Genomic DNA, 19,203 nt, shown 5'->3' with positions numbered 1-19,203 from the left:
AGGCCGGCTGTCAGCCGACCTTGTGGCCAGAGGGGCGGTATTCGTCATACTTGCGCTGGGTCGAGATGCGATCCGCGAGATGCTTGGCATCGTGCCAGACACCCCAGATGAAGCTCGATCCCCTGCGCGACTGCCATGGGAGACCGAGGAAGTAGATACCACGCTCGGGCGATACGCCACGCTGGTGCTTCGGACGGCCACGTTCGTCGAAGACATCCATCTTGAGCCAGCTATAATCCGCAGAGAAGCCAGTCGCCCAGATGATCGTGCGGATGCCGGCCTGCGCCAGATCGAGGCTGAGGATCGGGTTGGCAACGCAATCCGGCTCCGGTTCGATCCTGCGGGCCTCCGGATCTGCCGGCAGCTCGATGCCGTTTTGCACCGCATATGCATCGGCTTCATCCAGAAGCGCCATATAGTTGGCGTCGCCCCGCGCCAGGTTTTGGGGGAGATCATCAGAAAAGTTCAACCTGGTCCCATCACAGGAGACCGTGCGGCCGAGCAGGGTCATTCCCTGCGCCGCCAGGCGGCGAAAGTCGATCGTGTAGCCGCCGCGCGCGCCGCTTACAGCAATCGTCACGTGTTCGGTGCCAGGACCAGGTGTTTCGGCATCCCATTTTCCGAGAACTCCAAGCCACCAGCAGAAATCGCGGCCGCGATAGGCGCGCGGCGGGCGATCGTGCGGACCGACGGACAAATAGACGCGCCGTCCCGCCAGAAGCAGTTCTTCGGCAATCTGCGTCCCCGACGAACCCGCGCCGACAACGAGAACGGCACCCGCTGGCAATTGGTCCGGATTGCGATATTTCGTCGAATGCATCTGCACGATATCCGGCGCGTTCGTAATGAGACCGGGAACGACAGGAACCTGGAAAGCGCCGGTCGCGGCGACAACGTTCTGCGCCTCCATTACACCATCGGACGTTTCCACACGGAAGCCGGGGCGGCCAACGTGTCTTTCGACACTTTTCACGTCTACGCCACAGCGAATAGGAGCATCGATCTGCTTTGCGTAAGCTTCGAAGTAATCGGCAATCGCTTCCTTTGACGGAAAGCCATCTGGATCCAAATCGGGAAACGCCATTCCAGGGAAGCGGTCGTGCCACGCAGGACCATTGGCAACCAGAGAATCCCATCGTTCCGAGCGCCAGCGCTCGGCAATCCGGCTGCGCTCAAGCACAAGATGAGAGACACCAGCCTTGCTCAGATGTTCGCTCATGGCAACTCCAGCCTGGCCGGCGCCGACAACCAGAGTGTCCACGATTTCAACTGACATAGCTGCGTCCTTTTCCCAATTCCGGGCTTTGTGCGGTTTCTTATCGCAGCTGTAGTGCACCTGCCCTGGACAGAAAATTACGTTTTCATTTCGCAATGCTTAGCTTGGCGCTAAGCATCGGCGTATGATGCTGGCGCCGGCAAAGCACTCGCGATCTGATCGAAGCCAGCGGTAACCAACAAATAGCGACGGCATGAACTCACTTTCGGTCGAGGGAATTCGGTGTGGTCGTTTCACACGCGGATGATGCGCTGATCGTCATATCTCGCGAGCCTTCTGGATCAACGATCGTTACCAAGAAAGGTGGGCTGGCCCGCCAACCGGATCTGCCGTAGGGTGGCGACGCCAAATGCAGCGATGCTGCCCCTCCCAGATAACGCGCTCCTTATGCTCACTCCATCTGCTGTGCCTTTCATTGGAGATTTCTCATGAACCTCGAACTCAACGGCAAACTGGCTCTCGTCACCGGCAGCACCGCCGGCATCGGTCATGCAATCGCAGCTACTCTCGCTCGCGAAGGCGCCCATGTCGTCGTCAACGGACGAACCCAAGATGCGGTCGATCGCGCCGTCGCCGAACTCGCCGCCATTGGAAGCGGCCGCGTTGAAGGATTTGCCGGCGATCTCGGAACTGAGGCCGCCGCCGATGCGGTCACGAAACGCTTTCCAAATGTCGAGATTCTGATCAACAATCTCGGCATCTTCGAACCCAAGCCATTCGAAGAGATCCCGGATGCCGACTGGCGGCATTTCTTCGATGTCAACGTGCTTTCAGGCGTTCGTCTCGCCCGTCTTTATCTGCCGTCGATGCGCCAGCGTAACTGGGGCCGCATCATCTTCATATCGAGCGAAAGCGGCGTGCATATTCCCACCGAGATGGTGCATTACGGCGTGACCAAGGCGGCCCAGATTGCAGTAGCGCGCGGTATCGCCGAATCCGTTGCCGGCACCGCGATCACGGTCAACAGCGTGTTGCCCGGTCCAACGAAGTCGCGCGGCGTCGTGGATTTTGTCGCCGCATTACCCGGATCCGAAGGAAAGACCTTCGCGCAATTCGAGGCCGAATTCTTCGAGAAAATCCGACCAACTTCACTGATCAAGCGCTTCACCACGCCCGAAGAAATCGCAACCATGGTCGCCTATGTGGCAAGCCCGCTGTCTTCGGCCACCAATGGCGCGGCGCTGCGGGTCGATGGCGGCGTTGTGAAGAGCGCGTTCTGACTGGCGCGCGATACCGAACAGAGTCTTGACGCGGACGGGCTGATTGGCATGACGTGAGTGGCGGAAACCGCGCTCCCGATATCATTGGTGCCGACGCAAAATAGCTGGCCACTCCCAGTCTTTCCGGCGTATCGCATGCGAACGTCGTTCCGCGCAAATAGCACCCGGGGGTTTCATCGAAGGATTCAAGGCAGTCCCGAGCCCTTCGAAGACCCAGCTCGAACACGACACGGGGGCGCAAACCTGTGGCGACCTGACAAATACGCCCCGGTGAGTGCCTCAAAAGCCTGGGCGGCGCCAGAACGGTTTCCACCGAACTGGCGTCGCCTTTGACCTTTTATGCAGGCAGAGCGCCGCTCTTCTTGGCCGTCCAGGTCGCGATATAGTCCATCAGGCCAGGCGACAGGCAATCATAGGGCTCAAGGTCGGAAGATCTCAGCTTCGATCTGACCTCATCCATCTTCGAAGGATCGAAACCGCTTTCGATGATCGAGGAGACGAAAGCCGCAAAGCCCGGATACGCCCAGCCCTTGGTTTCGAAGCGCTCGGGGTGGATGAACGACAAGCCCTGGAATGGATGCTCGCGTTCGACCGGCCCGTACATGTGGACGCCGCACTCCTTGCAGGCGTGGCGCTGGATCAGGGCAGCCGGATCGACCACCGCGAGCTTGTTGCCGTTTTCCAGAACTTCGACCTTGTCCGTCGGAACTACCGCCACGACCGAGAAGTTGGCACCCGCAGGCTTCCAGCACTTCGTGCAGCCGCAAGCGTGATTGTGCGCGATATCGTCGCTAACCTTCACCTTCACAGGGTTGCTTGCGCAGTTGCAGACGAGCGTCCCGCCTGCAAAGCTGGCGTCGCTCGCCCGATATCCGGAATCGACGACCGGATGGATATTGATGCTACTCATAGATGTTCTCCTCCCTCCTGGGCCGGGCGGAATGCTCCGGCCAAGCTGCAGTCGCTCATTTCGCCAGCCTTCCAGCATGGCAGCGAAGATGATCGTCCATGAACGTCGACATGAAGAAGCAGGAATGGCCGCAGCCTTCCTGCATCCGCAATTTAAGCTTGATGCCTGCAGGCCCGCAAGCATTCTTGAGTTCCGTTGGCCGTAAACCGTCTGCGAGGAATACTTCGGAGGCTTCCTGGTTCATCAACAGCTCCGGAAGTCCGCAACCATCCTCAATGAAGGCACCGGCGTCACAGTTGCGCCGGGCAGCCTCATCGGCACCAAGGTAGAAGAAGTTCCGCGCTAGATGTCCTTTGCGATCCTCAGGCCATCGTAGATCGCAGCATGCGTATTGCGTGCAGCCACAGCATCGCCGATCCGGAAGAGCTGGAATCGGCCTTCCTTGTTTCGGGTGACCGACTGTGGCTCGCCCGTCAAAAGCTGGTCGTAGGAGGTCTCGCCCAAATTTCGCGAAAGCGGCTTGAGCTCGAAGTACAATTCATCGAGCGGGATCGTGCCGTGATTGACCACGATCTGATCCACGACACGTTGTTTGGAAACGCCGCCATAGTCGCTTCCGACATTGGCGACGATCTGATTGCCGTTCTTTTCGGCCGATTCCAGCCGGAACGTCACCGTGAAAGTTACATCGAGCTTCTGCAGCGAACGCATGTAGGGAACGAGGTTCATGGCCATGACTTCGGGAGCAAAGGATCGATCCGGCGTCATGATCTCGACCTTCGCTCCGGCCTTCGCCAGGAATTCTGCTGCCTGCAAACCTGCGTGATCGCCGGCATCGTCGAATATGAGTACGTTCGATCCCGGTTTCACGTCTCCTGAGATGATATCCCACGACGAAACCACGAGTTCGTTTCCCTTCGAAAGCACATCGGTATGCGGCAGACCGCCGGTCGCGATAATGACTACGTCGGGATTTTCAGCCGTGATGGTTTCGGCCTCAGCCCATGTGTTGAAATGAAAGGTGACGCCAAGCTTCTCGCATTGGCTCATGCGCCAATCGATGATGCTGATCATCTCTCGGCGGCGCTCGCTCTGCGCCGTGAGACGGATTTGACCACCGGGATCGTTCGCCGCTTCGAACACGACGACGTCGTGTCCGCGCTCGGCTGCTACCCGTGCGGCTTCAAGACCCGCCGGCCCCGCACCGACAACGACCACCTTCTTGCGGATCTCCGCCTTGTCGATGATGTGAGGCATCGTCTGCTCGCGGCCGGTCGCCGCATTGTGAATGCAGAACGCCATGCCGCCTTGATAGATGCGGTCCAGACAGTAGTTGGCGCCGACGCAGGGACGGATGTCCTCTTCACGCTTCTCGATGATCTTGCGGACGATGTGCGGGTCGGTCATGTGGGCGCGCGTCATGCCCACCATGTCGACCTTTCCCGCGGCGATCGCGTGACGCGCGGTTGCCACATCGGGAATCTTGGCGGCATGAAACGTCGGAAAGTTCGTCGCGGCGCGAATCTCGCCTGCGAAATCGAGATGTGGCGAATTGGCCATTCCCTGGATCGGAATCACATCGGTAAGTCCGGGATCGGTGTCGATATGGCCACGGACGACGTTGAGGTAATCAATCAATCCGCTGTCGCGCAGACGCTTTGATATCTCGAGGCCATCCGCCTTGCCGGTACCGCCGGGAAGACATTCGTCCGCCGTGTATCGGACGCCGAGGATGAAGTCGTCCCCCACCCTCTCCCGCATCGCCTTGAAGACGTCGAGACAGAAGCGCATGCGGTTTTCGAGAGAACCGCCGCCATAGGGGCCGTCGAGTTCGTTGGTGAGCGGCGATGCAAACTGGTCTATGAGGTGGCCGTAGGCTTCAAGTTCGACGCCGTCCATCCCGCCTGCCTTCATGCGCTCGGCGGCGTCGGCAAAATCCTTGATGATGCGTTCGATGTCCCAGTCTTCGAGCTTCTTTGGAAATGCGCGATGGGCCGGTTCACGGTGATGGGATGGCGATACCACGGGCAGCCAGTCTCCCTTGTCCCAGCGCGTGCGCCGGCCGAGATGCGTCAGCTGGATCATGATTGCCGCTCCCGCCTCGTGAACTGCGTCGGTCATCTCCCGGATCCATGGAACGATCTCGTCCTTGTAGGCGAGCAGGTTGTTGAATACCGGCGGACTGTCCCTGGATACGGCGGCTGAACCCGCCGTCATGGTCAGGGCCACGCCACCCTTCGCTCTCTCCAACGTGTATGCGCGATATCGTTCCTTCGGCATGCCCTCTTCGGGATATGCAGGTTCGTGAGACGTGACGATGATGCGGTTGCGCAGCGTCAGATGCTTGAGTTGATAAGGTTGGAGAAGAGGATCGTTCGACATATGCCGGGCTCCGGATTAGGAATGCAGCAGGACGCTAAACAGTAATGTACACATGTGTCAATGTCGGAAAACACATAGGTCGCTTTTCCAGACACTATTGTACATTTCCATTGTGCGACTTTTGCCGATTTGCTAGGAAACGACGATGGATCAGAGTGTAAACGACGGCGGCTGGCGGGGATCGCAGGAGGGGTGGCTGGAAGCCGCCTACTCGTTGCTGATCGATTCCGGTATCGATTCCGTGAAAATCCTGCCGCTGGCGAAGAAGCTGAAACTGTCGCGAACGAGCTTCTATTGGTTCTTCAAAGACCGCGAGGAACTCCTCGAAGCCCTGGTAGGAAAATGGCGGGACAAGAATACCGGGAATCTGGTCAAGCAGTCCGAGGCATATGCGGACTCGCTTGTCGAGGCCATGTTCAATGTCTTTGATTGCTGGCTGAACAAGGACTTGTTCGATTCCCAGTTCGAATTCGCAGTGCGCAGTTGGGCCTTGCAGTCTCCGGATATCCTCAAGGAAGTTCGTGAGGCAGATCAGAGGCGGGTGGAGGCGCTCTCGCGGATGTTCATGAGGTTCGGTTTGGAGCCGGCTTCCGCCGATGTTCGTGCGCGAACGACCTATCTTGTCCAGATCGGCTATATCTCGATGCAGTCGCAGGAAGATATAGCCATCCGAATGAAGCGCATTCCGGAATATATCGCGATTTATACCGGCCAGATTCCGCAGCAGCGGGAGCTGGATCGCTTTTTCGCCCGCCACGCTTACAAGCCAGGCTAGGATGACAGAATCGAAAAAATTGGCATCATTAGCTTTGATTGCCGAACGGCACCACAGGAATGAAACCGACGAAGGGCACCCACATCAGAAACGGCTGGGCCGGCCAAGTTGCGCCGACAGACGGCGCCACTGCTGAGGTTTTCTCGCGGATATCGCGATAGGCCTGAAAATCAATGATATTGGCAGCCTGACGGGACATTCTGGTTCCTCAAATCTAATGCCGTAAATCTACTGTTCACTGCACTACTGTGGAGAGAGCCGTACCCAATCTTGGCGAGAGCGGCGGAATGTTTTTGCAAAAGGGCGCGTCTGCGACGAAAGCTCTGCCCGAGAAACGTTCGATCATGCGGTCGTCGATCCTCTTATTGCGAGACAGGCCATATCCGTGGGTCGGCAGCCGCGACGATCGCATTCCAGTGCGCTTCACGCGCTCATTGAGAGTGGCAAAGTCCGCGCCGCGCGCGACGGGCTTCCCGAACCCCAGCAGTGCGGGATCTCTAACGGCGGCTATCTGTCGAAACCTCACAAGAACCTCAGCTTCTCGGTCGGCCGCATTCAAAGCATAAATATTCTACAAATTTTGTAGAAAAAGAACGACCTGTCTTTCTGCGGCATTCCGGTAACGCTAGCATCCTGTCCACAATCCGGTGAAGCAAACCATAGGGACATAGACATGCCGACCGAATTCATCAGCGTCACCTTTCCAAATGCCTCGACCGAGCTCGACCCTCTCGAAAATCCCGCCCTCGACCCACAATTCATCGAGCGCTATGCCCGTTCGCTCGATGATTACGGCTTCAACTACACCCTCATCCCCTATGACAGCGCGTCCTTCGACCCCTTTACCATCGGCGCGACCGTGGCGGCGCACACGAAGAACATCAAGATCATCATCGCCCTTCGCCCGAATACGATCTATCCGACGGTCGCTGCCAAATCGCTGGCGACGCTCGATCAGCTGAGCGGCGGGCGCGTGGTTGTCCATTTCATTGCCGGTGGGAGCGATGAAGAACAGGCTAAGGAAGGCGACTTCCTCGACAAGCATCAGCGCTACGAACGGCAGGAGGAGTATATCCGCATCCTCCGACGCGTCTGGCAGTCGAGCGAACCCTTTGACTTCGATGGCCGCTACTATCAATTCAAGCAGTTCCACAGCCGCGTGCGTCCAGTGAATGGCACCATCCCGGTGTCGGTCGGCGGGTCATCGGACGACGCCTATCGCATCGGCGGCGCGCTTGCTGATATCTTCGGCCTATGGGGTGAGCCGCTGGCAGAAACCAAGCAGCAAATCGACCGGATCCATGCAGAAGCGGCGCGCGCCGGTCGCAAGGACCGCCCGCGGATCTGGGTGACGTTCCGTCCGATTGTTGCGGAGACGGACGAGCTTGCCTGGGCCAAGGCGCATCGCACCCTCGACCTTTTGAAGGAAAATCGCGCAAAAGGCCTTGGCAAGGTTCCGCCATCCGCTCCTTCCCCGCAGAATACCGGCTCTCAGCGCCTGCTTGAGATCGCCTCGCGCGGCGATGTGCATGATCGGGCTCTCTGGTACCCGACCGTGACGGCGACGAATGCGCGTGGTGCCTCCACCGCCCTGGTTGGCTCGCCAAGAACGATTGCGGATTCCATTCTCGATTACGTTGATCTCGGCGCGGATCTGATCTCGATCCGAGGCTACGACAACCTCAACGACGCCATCGACTACGGCCGCTATATTCTGCCGCTCGTCAGGGCGGATCTGGCGGAACGAGGAGCACCGCGGCAAGCGGTCGCCTGATCCGCTGTCATCACGCACCAGCAAATACCATCGGATTACACCTGCAAAAATCAGCCATCGCGCGGCAAAGCCCGCGCGTGGCGTCCGTCGCTGCTTCAAAAAGGCTGATACAAAGTGTCCTATAGCACCATCGATCTGGCGGATGTGACCCGCAAGCTTGCTGCCGCAGCACCCGCGGCAGACGCATCGGGCGCCTTTCCCTGGCTTGGCATCGAAGCTGTCCATGCCGCGGGTCTTCTCGAAAGTGCGGTGGCAACACGGTTCGGCGGGAAAGGTGCGGGCATTGCCGATGTCGGACGTATCCTTGCAGCTCTTGGGCGCGGCGATCCTTCGGTCGCCCTGATTAGCGCGATGACCATATTCACCCATCTCGGACAGGCAGCGGGCAGCAAGTGGCCGGAGCCGCTTTATCGACGTTTGCTCGACGACGCACGCGATCGCCCGATCCTGCTGAACGCGGCACGGGTCGAGCCCGACCTTGGTTCTCCCGCACGGGGCGGGCTTCCTGACACATTGGCGCGCCGTACGGCCGATGGATGGTCGATCTCAGGGCGCAAGCGTTTCGTGACCGGCGCACTCGGTCTGACCCATTTCCTCGTCTGGGCGCGCACCGATGAAACACCGCAGCGGGTCGGCACTTTCGTCGTTCCATCTGAGCTTCCCGGTATCACAGTGATCGAAAACTGGAAGAGCCTGGGAATGCGGGCCAGCGGCTCGCACGATGTCGAGTTCAAAGATGTCGAGGTGCCGCTCGAAGACGTCCTCGATCTGGTCGACGTTTCCGTCGGCACGCAGGACAACCGCGCCCACGCGGCCGCTTCCGTCGCGCTGACCGCCATATATCTCGGGGCCGCAGAAGCTGCCCAGGAGGCATTCATCCGCTTCGGCCATGAACGTATACCCGCCAATCTCGGCGTTCCGATCGCAAGAACGGAAAGGTTCATTTCCGCAGCCGGCGAGATCGACCTGCTCGTAGGCGGCGCAAGGCAGATCCTGTTCAATGCGCTTGACCATTCGCTGGATGAGCCGGCAGCGCTGATCAGGGCTCGCCTTCTTGCGGCTCGCAACATACGCGACGCGGTTCAGCTCGCCGTTCGCACGCTCGGCAACCCCGGCCTGAACGGCGATCTCGGGATCGAGCGGCATTTCCGCGATATCCAATCGGTTCTTGTTCACGCGCCCCAGGAAGACACCTCGGTTTCGATTCTCGGTCGCGCGGCATGCGACAGATGGAGCCCAAAGGCAGAAGAGCCGCTGCATCCTTTCTCGGGGGAAAAGGCACACCCGGCACCCCCCGCGCCCCGGCAAGCAGGCGACACAAGAGAGCTTCTGAATGCCATTTCAGGAAGGCGGGCATGACGCGCTACATCATCATTGGAGCAGGCGCCGTCGGCGCGAGCCTTGCCGCGCAATTTGAGCTGTCAGGTATAGACTACGTCCTTGTCGGACGCGGCGCCCAGATCAGACATGTCATCGAGCACGGCCTCGTCTACCATCGGCCCTCCGGCATAAGGCAGATCCGGCTGAAAGCCTTCGACACTGCGGAGCCACCGTCATTGCGCCGGGACGATATCCTGCTGCTGACCGTAAAATCACAAGATGCTGCCGAAGCCCTCGCCTTCTGGGCCTGGCGGCCAGTCGGCCATTCGGAGGGACTGACTACCTCCGCCCTGCCGATCGTCACGTTTCAAAATGGCCTGGCAACGGAGGCGGCAGCTCTCAGGCTTTTTCCGAATATCTACGGCGCCAGCATCCTGACGCCTGCACGCTTTACGGAAACCGGCCACGTCGTGGTCGGAGGCGACCCGCAGGTGGCGATCGTGACCATCGGTCGCTATCCGCACGACACCGACGAGACGGCGGCCAAGGTCGCCCTGGATCTTAGCCGGTCGGATTACATCGCCGAGACGACCAGCGATATCAAGCGATGGAAGGCAGCCAAGCTTCTTCACAATGTGCGCAATGTGCTGGAGCTTTTCGACGGTGGGGAAGACGCACGAGCAGCGTTCAGTGCCGCCCTTGTCGAGGAGGCTGAGACCGTTCTTGAGGCGGCGGGCTACACATTCGCATCTCCCTCGGAACGCACGGTGAGCATAGCGCACTGGAAGATCGCCGAGAATTCCGGCATTCGGCCCGGACAGCAATCGACCTGGCAGAGTTTCACCCGCGGCGCTTCAAGCGAAGTCGACTACCTCAACGGCGAAATCACTCTTCTCGGGCGTCTGCATGGGATAGCGACGCCCTATAACCGTGCCGCCCAGGAAATTGCCGGATCGGCGGCACAACAAGGTGGCTTCACGGCGCTCCTTCCTTTCGCTAGTCTGCGCCGGCTTGCCGAGAACTACCTGTCTTTCTCCACCCCTATTCCTTCGAGGCCGAAAGCACATCAGACGGGCTAGTCCCGAAATAACGCATGTGAAGGCATCCGGACCGACGCAATGAAAATATCCGAGCATATCCTGACCACCGCTGGCACCCTCTTCTACAAGGAAGGCATTCGTGCCGTCGGCATCGACCGCATCGTCGACGAAGCCAATGTCGCCAAAGCCACCCTCTATCGACATTTTCCGTCCAAGGATCATCTTGTCGCGGCCTATTTGACGGAGCGCCACGAGCGCGTCCTTCTCCAGCTCAAAGAAGTCACATCCGCGGCTACGCTACAGCCGCGTGACCAGATCGCCCTGATTTTCGAACGCCTGTTTGAAAAGGCCGACAGCCCCGAATTTCGCGGCTGCGCCTTTGCGTTGGCGGTTGCCGAGCACGGCGATTCCGAGCGCGTCGTCTCCATTGCCCGCGAGCACAAGAATGCCGTGCGCGACATCTTTCGCTCCATCATGTCTGCCGCCCGGTGTTCCACCGAACAGGCCGCCGCCCACATGTCACTGCTTTACGAAGGGGCACTGGCGACGGTTGCTGTCGGCCGTGATCCCCATGCTGTTCTCGTGGCACGCGATTGTGCGTTATCCGTCTTCGATATGGCAACTGGCCAATTCATCCCTTCTGGAGGAAAGCTTTATGACCAAAACCATTGATTACTTCTTCGGGATCGGATCGCCGTGGGCCTATATAGGCCTCGATGCGTTTGTCGAAGTCGCAGCGCGATCCGGCGCTGAAATCCGCCCCTACCTCATTCCGCTGATCGTCGAAAATGGCGCGATCTATTCGCGCGATCGCCCCGACGCCCGCCGCGCATACTGGATGAAAGATCTCCAGCGTTGGGCTGCGCTTCGCGGCAAGAGGCTCGACCTTACGAATCGCTCCGCGCTGTCCGATCCGACACCCGCCGGCTTTCTCGTTTTGGCGGCTCAGCTCGAAGGGCAGGATTGGGTCGCCCTCGCCCGCGCGCTGCAACACGCTTTCTGGGGCACTGCCGCGGATATCGGCAACGCCGATGTGCGAAAGGCGATTGCCAACGCCGCGGGCTTTGACGGTGAAGCGCTCGAGGCGCGCGCGGCGCTTCCAGATATCTCCGAACTCTGGAGTAGCAATCGCGACATTGCAAAGGAAGCTGGCGTCTTCGGCCTTCCGACCTTCCGCTACGAAGGCGAACTCTATTGGGGGCAGGATAGCCTCCCCTTCCTGGAACGTCATCTGTCGGGTGAAAAGCTGGTGGCCTGACATAGTGCCGCAGACTTCAAGCCGAACAGGCCTGAAGTCTGCAGCCACTCTTTAGCCATGTCGGAGACGGCAAATGCCACGCCATCTTTGCTGCCGATCTGGAAAATGGAACGTCCTCGCGCATGACATCGGGACATCGTAACTGATCGGTGATCGGCTGCCGGCGAGGATGTTCGAGGGCTTATGGCTCAAAATCGATCCCGATGAGATCGATACGCAGACGCTGATCGCAAGCAGGATTTTAAGCCCGCAATTCCCTCACCGACAGGCCCGAAAAATGCTGATCCCTACATCAGCCAAAACCGGACAAAATAATCCATAAAATTAGTAGAAAAAGAACAACCAGTCTTTCTCCTTTTGGTTCTGCCTGCATAGGCTCTGTTTCAGGAATTCGCGGAACCCGAACCATCAGGATCTTTCTATGACCGAACGCCTTTTTTCGCTGTCCCTTTCCCGGCGCCGTCTGCTGATTACCACTTCTGCCGTGGCGACCGGTGCCTTGGTGGCGATGGCGGGCCTCACTCCAGCTTATAGCGCCGACGGTTCAGCCAATGGCGGCGACATCACTTTCCTCATCGATTCATTGGGCGACACCTGGATACCGAATAACAGTGCGATTTCCAGTTTCCAGGGTCACATATGGGGTCACGTAACCGACAAGCTCGTTTACGTGGACGCAGACGGCAAAGTCAGCCCGTGGATCGCCGAGCGTTGGGAGCAGAATGACAATGCCACGGAGTTCACCCTCCATCTCAAGAGTGGTGTAACCTTCTCTGATGGCACCCCCCTTGATGCGTCTGCCGCAGTCACCAATCTCGACATCTGGTATGCCGGACGCAAGAAAGAGGGCATCAATCCGATTGGGCTCTTCCCGAAGACTTACGATCACGCCGAGGCGGTTGACGCAACCACGGTAAAGGTCTTCTTCAAAAAGCCGACGCTCGGCTTCATTCCAACTCTTGGCTATCACGGCTCGATCCTGATTTCCCCCAAGACCATCGCACAGCCGGCCGCGCAGCAGGCCGATCTCAGCAAGACCTCCGGCAGCGGACCTTATGTGGTCGATTCCTGGAAGGAAGGCGACTTCGTCAAGCTCACCAAACGCAAGGATTACAACTGGGGGCCAGCGGCCGTTGGTCATACGGGTCCGGCCTATCTCGATACGATCACCTACAAGCTGGTGTCCGAACCGTCATTGCGCGTGGCCGCCGTCCAGTCCGGCCAGGCCGACATTGCCTATAACGCCTCGCCGCAGGAACTGACCTCCCTCAAGCAGGACGGCTTTACCGTCGCGACGCCGCGTTATCTCGGATTCGTGAACGGCTGGGCGATCAACACCAAGCTGGCGCCCTACGACGATGTCAAGGTGCGCCAAGCCCTGCAGGCCGGCGTCAACCGTCAGGAAATCATCGATACCGTCTACACGCCAGACTGGAAGCTCGCGACCTCATTCATCCAGAGCAACGTGCCCGGCGCGACCGATCACAGCGACCTTTTGGCCTATAATCCCGACAGGGCCGAGAAACTCCTCGACGAAGCGGGCTGGATCAAGGGGGCCGACGGCATACGCGCCAAAGACGGCAAGCAACTGTCGTTGACGCTCAACTCCAACCCCTATCTCGTAACCTCGAAGTCGATCGACGAACTCATCGCTCAGCAGCTCGGCAAGATCGGCTGGAAGGTCGACATCCGGGCCTACGACGTCGTGACGTACGGCCAGAAGGTTCAGTACGGCGGCGCCGGCGTGCCGGCCTACGAGGTGACGCGCAGCTTCATCGACGCCGGTACCGTCGCCAGCATCCTCACCGACGCCAATAACGGCGAGAACTGGTTCGCACTCGGAGAGAGCGACAAGAAGATCAACGATTTGCGCGATAAGATTGCCGGTGCCGGTTCTCTCGAGATCAGAAACCCGCTGCTGGACGAGCTTCAGAAATATGTCCTCGAGCAGGGCTACTTCATTCCGCGCACACAGATGGTCCAGCGCATCTATGTCCAGTCTCCGAAGCTCAAGGGCGAGACCTACAACGGCGTCGCCTACGCCAATTACTATACAGCCTCGATAAGCGAGTAACGCGCCGTGCAACCGAGAAACGTGACGAGGTGACCGGCATGAACAATGCCTATCTGAGCTACGCCACAAAACGCCTCCTGCAGGCCGTCGTCGTCATCCTGCTGACCTACGTCTTCACCTTCATCGTCGTCAGCATCCTGCCGGGCGACCCGATTACCAACGTTCTGCGCAACCCGCAAAACGGTTTCAGCGAGGCGGAGATCCAGGAAATCATCGCCGCCCAGGGGCTGGACAAGCCGGTTCTCGTGCAATTGTCGACATCCCTGTCTCATTTCCTCATCGGTGACTTCGGCATGTCGATGCGGACCAACCGGCCCGTGACCACCATGATCGCCGAGGTGCTGCCCTCGACGCTGGTTCTCGCCTTTGCGGGTCTCGTCGTCGCGTTGCTTTTGGCAATCTTGATTTCCTACGGCACTCAGTTCCTGCCAAAAAGGTTCGGCCAGGGCTTGCTGCGGGGCTTCCCCTCCTTGTTCCTGTCGGTGCCGAATTTCGTAATTGGCCTCGTGCTGATCCACATCTTCGGTTTCCAGCTCGGCCTCTTCCGCGTGATTAACCCCGATAGCTTCTGGGCAACTTTTTTCGCAGCGGTCGCGCTCGGTATTCCGATATCAGCACAGATCGCCGAGGTGCTTATCGCCAACCTCGATCACGAGTCGGGGCAGGAATACGCTGCCGTCGCGCGCAGCCGCGGCCTCGGACAGATGCGTTTGTTTGTCAGGCACCTGCTCAAACCGTCGTCGCTTCCCGTCATTACCGTCGTCGCTCTGACGATCGGCGAGCTGCTCGGCGGCTCGCTCATCACCGAAGCGGTGTTCGGGCGCACCGGCGTCGGCAGCCTGGTCCAGCGTTCAGTCAGCACCCAGGATCTGCCCGTCCTGCAAGCCATCGTGTCACTCGCAGCGGTGGTATTCGTGCTGGTCAATCTCGTCGCCGATCTTGTCTATCCGCTGCTCGACCCGCGCGTAAAACTGCTTGGTGATGCAGAGCGCCGCCCAGTCGCCTCGGACGAGGGCTCCAGCGGCATTTCCAAGTCGGTGCTATCATGACCCTGGTCTCCACCAACACCTCCCCGCGCATTGCCGTTGGCAGCCGACTTGCCGGTTTCCGATTGCCGGCGACCGTCGCACTCTCGCTTGCGATCGTAGCGATCGTGATCGCCTGGTCGCTCGCGCCTGGCCTGTTTACGAGCCATAACCCTGCAGTCGGCATTCCCGCTCAAAAGCTGCTCGGCCCCAGTGCCGGGCACTGGTTCGGTACCGACCAGCTGGGCCGCGATCTCTACACCCGCGTCGTCTATGGCTCGGCCTCCTCCGTCAAGAGCGCGCTGATCGCCGTCGTCATCGGCGCCGTCGCCGGCGGCCTCATCGGCCTGCTTGCCGGTTTCTTTGGCGGCCGCGTGGACACGGTGCTCGCCCGCCTGGTCGACGTCCTGCTTGCAGTTCCGAAATTTCTGCTTGCCGTCATCGTCGTCACCGCCATCGGCTTCGACACCACGAACGCCGCCATCGCCACGGGCATCTCCTCGGTGGCCGTCTTTGCCCGCGTCATGCGCTCGGAGGTCATCAAGACCAGGCAGGCAACCTTCATCGAGGCCTCTTTTCTTTCGGGGGGCTCGCGCTGGCACATCCTTTGGCGGCATGTGCTACCGAACGCATCGCGTTCCGTGCTGCCGCTCGCCGTGCTGCAGTTCGGGGACTCGATCCTGGTAATCGCCAGTCTCGCCTTCCTCGGTTACGGCGATCCGCCACCGGCATCCGATTGGGGTTTGCTGATTTCGATCGGCAAGGACTACCTCAAATGGCCATGGCTGGTCTACGCGCCCGCCTTCATCACGATCGCGACCGTCCTCTCTGTGAATAGGATCAGCCGATGGCTTCGCAAAATAGACTAAACGCAGCACACATTCATGTCGGTGAAAACGCGCTGCTGCCGCAGCGGTCAACACCACTGCTTCAGATCGACGGCCTGTCTATCTCCTACGGGCCGACCGAGGTCGTTGGCAATGTCGGGTTCGAACTGGGTCGCGGCAAGAGCCTCGCGCTGATCGGAGAATCGGGCTCGGGCAAGTCGACCATCGCTCGGGCAGTGCTGCGGTTGCTCCCTCGCACGGGGCAAGCAACAGGCCGCATCGCATTCGAGGGTCAGGACATATTGCAGCTCTCCGAGCGCCGCTTCCGCCAGCTGCGCGGGCGGGCCATCGGGTTCGTTCCGCAGGACCCCGGAAACGCACTCAATCCGGTGCGGACAATCGGCGCGCAAGCAATGGAAGCAGCAGCACTCATCGACGAGCCAAGCAGGGCAATCCGCAAGGCACTTGTCCTTGAAACGTTTGCACAAGTCGGGCTCGACAATCCACAGCGCGTCTATGATTCCTACCCGCACCAGCTGTCCGGCGGCATGCTTCAACGGGTGCTGATCGGCCTTGCGGTCCTACCACGGCCGCTGCTGCTGGTGGCGGATGAGCCGACCTCGGCGCTCGACGTCACGATCCAGAAGCGAATTCTCGACCTGCTCTCGCGGTTGCAGCAGGATCTCTCCATCAGTCTGCTGCTCATCACCCACGATCTCGCGATCGCAGCCGAACGGGCAAATTCTCTGGTGGTGCTCAAGAATGGTGCCGTTCAGGAAGCCGGCAGCACCGCGGCCGTCTTCGCGTCACCAACATCCACCTACGCAAAGGAGCTGCATGCGGACGTTCCGGCCCTCAACCCCGACCGATACCACAAGCTCCGAGATCCCGGCTTCCGTTTGCTTGATGTCGGCTCCGGCAAGGCACCAAAGATCGAAGTCAACGGCATCACCAAGAGCTTCACGGTCGACGGCAAGCTCCTGACGGCCGTCGATGACGTTTCATTCTCGGTGCCTGCAGGAACGACGCACGCGCTGGTCGGAGAGTCGGGTTCAGGCAAGACGACGACAATCCGGCTGCTGCTCGGACTCGACCAACCGGACAGCGGGACTATTTCGGTCACCGGAGAAAAGCTGAACGGCCGATCACACCAGTCGCTACGTTCGGTATGGCGCCACCTTCAGCTCGTCTATCAAAATCCTTTCACGTCGCTCGATCCGACCTGGAAAGTCGAGCAGCTGGTGCGTGAGCCGCTCGACAGGTTCGGCATCGGAACTCATGCGGAACGGACGGAGCGGGTCCGCGAAGCGCTCTCCAATGTCGGGCTGGATGAGCACCTGCTTTCACGCAAGCCGCAAGCCTTGTCGGGCGGTCAGCGTCAACGCGTTGCAATTGCCCGATCACTGGTTTTGAAACCGGATGTGATCGTGCTCGATGAACCGACGTCCGCGCTCGACGTCAGTGTCCAGGCCGACATTGTCGAAGTATTGCTTTCACTGCAGGCGAGCCTTGGCCTGACCTACATATTCGTCTCCCACGATCTGGCTCTCGTGCGCCAGCTCGCCCATACCGTCTCGGTGATGCAGCGTGGGCGTATTGTCGAACACGGCAGCGTCAAGGACATTTTCGACACCCCCCGTGAGCCGTACACTGTGTCGCTGCTGGAATCGATCCCGAGCGCCGGCGCTTCCCGGGTACCCCCGCCGCAATTCCGCCGGATCATTAGCCAGGAAAAGATCGCATGAGTATCGCTGCGCCTGCGAGCACCCTGCCCGCGACGTTCCGCCCCAAGCGGCGACTCGGTTTCAACACCCGGGTGTCGTTCAACGATGAGGCCGGCCCGGCGCAGGGACTGCGTGACGGGATAGAACTGTTCAAGGCGGCCGAGCGGCTGGGATATCAGTCGGGCTGGGCCTATCAGCGCCACTTCGATCACTACTTGTCCTCTCCGATCCCGTTCTTCGCTGCCGCCGGCCAACATACAAGTCACATCACGCTAGGTTCGGCCGTCATCCCGATGCGTTACCAGGACCCGATCCTGCTTGCCGAAGCGGCCGGCACCGCCGACCTCCTCATCGGCGAAAGGCTCGAGCTTGCCATCTCCACGGGCGCCAACGCAGCTTTCGATGCGGTATTCGGTTCGGTCGATACCGATGTCCGCACGGAGGCAAGACGCCGCCAGGCGCGTTTTCTGGCGGCAATCGCCGGTGAGGTTCTCCATACTGTCGGTGGTCCGGGCCAGGGTGCTCCGGAAGGCACAGAGCTGCGTGTGACGCCGCACAGCCCGACGCTACGGTCCCGTATCCGGCAGGGTTCGGCAAGCCTGCGCTCGGCTGTGCAGGCTGCCGAGCTCGGGATCGGGCTCATCTCGGGAACCGTACAGCACGACCACGCCGAAGGCGAAACCTTCGGGGAGTATCAGGCACGCGCCATCGACGCTTTCCGCACGACATGGCGCCAGAAGCAGGGCACCGAGCCGCCGCCCGTCACGGTCGCAGCATCGATCCTGGTCGGCACCACCACCGAATTGCGGGAGAAATACGCCGCTTACGACCTCGAGCGCCGAACCAAAGGGATCGGAGCCTCCCGCCCCAGCGGCGCCCTCGAACCAACCGCGCCGGCCATTCAGCCTCCAGGCATCCAGATTTCTCCAGTCTTCCACGGCACCCCCGACCAAGTGATCGAGGCGGTGCTGAAGGACCCCGGCCTGGCGGCGGCCGACGAGATTGTCCTCTTCCTGCCGCCCGCTTTCGGTCTTGCGGAGAATGTGAGGCTGCTGACCGATCTCGCCCAGACGGTGGCCCCGAGCCTTGGCTGGTCGCCGACCGCGTGACGATGCATATCTAGATCGGAGAGGCTTGTCCGGATTTCCTCTCGACCGAGACCGCCGCCCCTAAGCCATCTCTGCCGTAGCGCCAGATTCAAATTGAGCTCCACGCCATATGGCGGAGGCCTCGGAATCGGCAAACAGCAATCGCAAATGAGCGATGAGCTGGCCCGCGCGAGGATCGGCCAGACGATAGACCACGGCCTTCGCTACGCGCCTTCCGACAATGATGCCGGCGTCTCGCAACTCCCCGATCTGCTGTGAAAGCGTCGGCTGATGGACGTCGAGAATCTCCTCCAGTTCACTCACCGTCCTTGTGCCCTCCATGAGCACGCACAAGATCGCCAGCCGAACCGGGTTTGCCATGGCTTTCATGAAATCCGAAGCCGCACCGATCGCACGACATTTGACCTTCGGCTCATGCGGTCTGCGCTGGCGGCTTTTGTCGTCTTCAGTCTTGGTCATCTGTTTCGGACCCTGCATTTGACGGGAATA

Annotated in this window: 17 protein-coding genes; 12 read left to right on the top strand and 5 right to left on the bottom strand. The window is 59.9% G+C overall.

What is annotated here, in order from left to right; translation table 11 throughout:
- Positions 1 to 10 precede the first annotated feature (10 nt).
- Entirely contained in the window at positions 11 to 1,276 is a 1,266-nt protein-coding gene (locus tag GA0061103_RS18130; RefSeq protein WP_092713506.1) for a flavin-containing monooxygenase, read from the bottom strand.
- A 428-nt stretch (positions 1,277 to 1,704) separates the two neighbouring features.
- Between GA0061103_RS18130 and GA0061103_RS18125 the strand changes: the two genes are divergently transcribed.
- Positions 1,705 to 2,496, top strand: coding sequence for an SDR family NAD(P)-dependent oxidoreductase (locus tag GA0061103_RS18125; protein ID WP_092713504.1), 792 nt, complete (start codon positions 1,705 to 1,707; stop codon positions 2,494 to 2,496).
- Between the two features lie 337 nt (positions 2,497 to 2,833).
- Here the strand turns inward: GA0061103_RS18125 and gfa are convergent, their stop codons facing one another.
- Positions 2,834 to 3,406, bottom strand: a complete 573-nt coding sequence (gene gfa / locus GA0061103_RS18120) for an S-(hydroxymethyl)glutathione synthase (RefSeq protein WP_092713503.1) — start codon at positions 3,404 to 3,406, stop codon at positions 2,834 to 2,836.
- Between the two features lie 342 nt (positions 3,407 to 3,748).
- Positions 3,749 to 5,788, bottom strand: a complete 2,040-nt coding sequence (locus tag GA0061103_RS18110) for an NADH:flavin oxidoreductase (protein WP_092713499.1) — start codon at positions 5,786 to 5,788, stop codon at positions 3,749 to 3,751.
- A gap of 145 nt (positions 5,789 to 5,933) precedes the next feature.
- Here GA0061103_RS18110 and GA0061103_RS18105 point away from each other — a divergent pair, with 145 nt between their 5' ends.
- Positions 5,934 to 6,563, top strand: a complete 630-nt coding sequence (locus GA0061103_RS18105; RefSeq protein WP_092713497.1) for a TetR/AcrR family transcriptional regulator — start codon at positions 5,934 to 5,936, stop codon at positions 6,561 to 6,563.
- 28 nt (positions 6,564 to 6,591) lie between these two features.
- Here the strand turns inward: GA0061103_RS18105 and GA0061103_RS35065 are convergent, their stop codons facing one another.
- On the bottom strand, positions 6,592 to 6,762 hold the full coding sequence (locus GA0061103_RS35065) for a hypothetical protein (protein ID WP_167376605.1): 171 nt from the start codon (positions 6,760 to 6,762) through the stop codon (positions 6,592 to 6,594).
- Between the two features lie 474 nt (positions 6,763 to 7,236).
- Here GA0061103_RS35065 and GA0061103_RS18100 point away from each other — a divergent pair, with 474 nt between their 5' ends.
- From GA0061103_RS18100 to GA0061103_RS18055, 10 genes are all read left to right on the top strand, one after another.
- Complete coding sequence (locus GA0061103_RS18100) at positions 7,237 to 8,337, top strand: LLM class flavin-dependent oxidoreductase (RefSeq protein WP_092713495.1); 1,101 nt, start codon at positions 7,237 to 7,239, stop codon at positions 8,335 to 8,337.
- Between the two features lie 114 nt (positions 8,338 to 8,451).
- A complete protein-coding gene (locus GA0061103_RS18095; protein ID WP_092713493.1) occupies positions 8,452 to 9,696 on the top strand; it encodes an acyl-CoA dehydrogenase family protein in 1,245 nt (414 codons plus the stop codon).
- A complete protein-coding gene (locus tag GA0061103_RS18090) occupies positions 9,693 to 10,736 on the top strand; it encodes a ketopantoate reductase family protein (protein WP_092713491.1) in 1,044 nt (347 codons plus the stop codon). Before GA0061103_RS18095 ends, GA0061103_RS18090 begins: the two co-directional genes overlap by 4 nt.
- Before the next feature lie 39 nt (positions 10,737 to 10,775).
- The gene (locus GA0061103_RS18085; RefSeq protein ID WP_092713489.1) at positions 10,776 to 11,369 is read left to right on the top strand and encodes a TetR/AcrR family transcriptional regulator; all 594 of its coding nucleotides are present in this window, start codon (positions 10,776 to 10,778) and stop codon (positions 11,367 to 11,369) included.
- Positions 11,353 to 11,955 (top strand): 2-hydroxychromene-2-carboxylate isomerase, encoded by a 603-nt coding sequence (locus GA0061103_RS18080; protein ID WP_092713487.1) that lies wholly within the window; start codon positions 11,353 to 11,355, stop codon positions 11,953 to 11,955. Before GA0061103_RS18085 ends, GA0061103_RS18080 begins: the two co-directional genes overlap by 17 nt.
- 421 nt (positions 11,956 to 12,376) lie before the next feature.
- Positions 12,377 to 14,029, top strand: coding sequence for an ABC transporter substrate-binding protein (locus GA0061103_RS18075; protein WP_092713485.1), 1,653 nt, complete (start codon positions 12,377 to 12,379; stop codon positions 14,027 to 14,029).
- Positions 14,030 to 14,067: 38 nt separating this feature from the next.
- Entirely contained in the window at positions 14,068 to 15,078 is a 1,011-nt protein-coding gene (locus GA0061103_RS18070; RefSeq protein ID WP_092713483.1) for an ABC transporter permease, read from the top strand.
- Positions 15,075 to 15,923 (top strand): ABC transporter permease, encoded by an 849-nt coding sequence (locus GA0061103_RS18065; RefSeq protein WP_092713481.1) that lies wholly within the window; start codon positions 15,075 to 15,077, stop codon positions 15,921 to 15,923. Before GA0061103_RS18070 ends, GA0061103_RS18065 begins: the two co-directional genes overlap by 4 nt.
- On the top strand, positions 15,902 to 17,626 hold the full coding sequence (locus tag GA0061103_RS18060) for a dipeptide ABC transporter ATP-binding protein (RefSeq protein WP_092713479.1): 1,725 nt from the start codon (positions 15,902 to 15,904) through the stop codon (positions 17,624 to 17,626). Before GA0061103_RS18065 ends, GA0061103_RS18060 begins: the two co-directional genes overlap by 22 nt.
- Positions 17,623 to 18,714 carry an LLM class flavin-dependent oxidoreductase gene (locus GA0061103_RS18055; RefSeq protein ID WP_092713477.1) on the top strand — a complete coding sequence of 364 codons (1,092 nt, stop codon included), beginning with the start codon at positions 17,623 to 17,625 and terminating at the stop codon, positions 18,712 to 18,714. Before GA0061103_RS18060 ends, GA0061103_RS18055 begins: the two co-directional genes overlap by 4 nt.
- 60 nt (positions 18,715 to 18,774) lie before the next feature.
- Here the strand turns inward: GA0061103_RS18055 and GA0061103_RS18050 are convergent, their stop codons facing one another.
- Positions 18,775 to 19,173 (bottom strand): ArsR/SmtB family transcription factor, encoded by a 399-nt coding sequence (locus GA0061103_RS18050; RefSeq protein ID WP_245304787.1) that lies wholly within the window; start codon positions 19,171 to 19,173, stop codon positions 18,775 to 18,777.
- Between the last annotated feature and the right edge of the window lie 30 nt (positions 19,174 to 19,203).

Source organism: Martinezella multihospitum (assembly GCF_900094585.1).
GTDB lineage: Bacteria > Pseudomonadota > Alphaproteobacteria > Rhizobiales > Rhizobiaceae > Rhizobium > Rhizobium multihospitium.
Note: the sequence above shows the minus strand (reverse complement) of the source record. Positions and strands in the feature narration are given on the sequence as shown.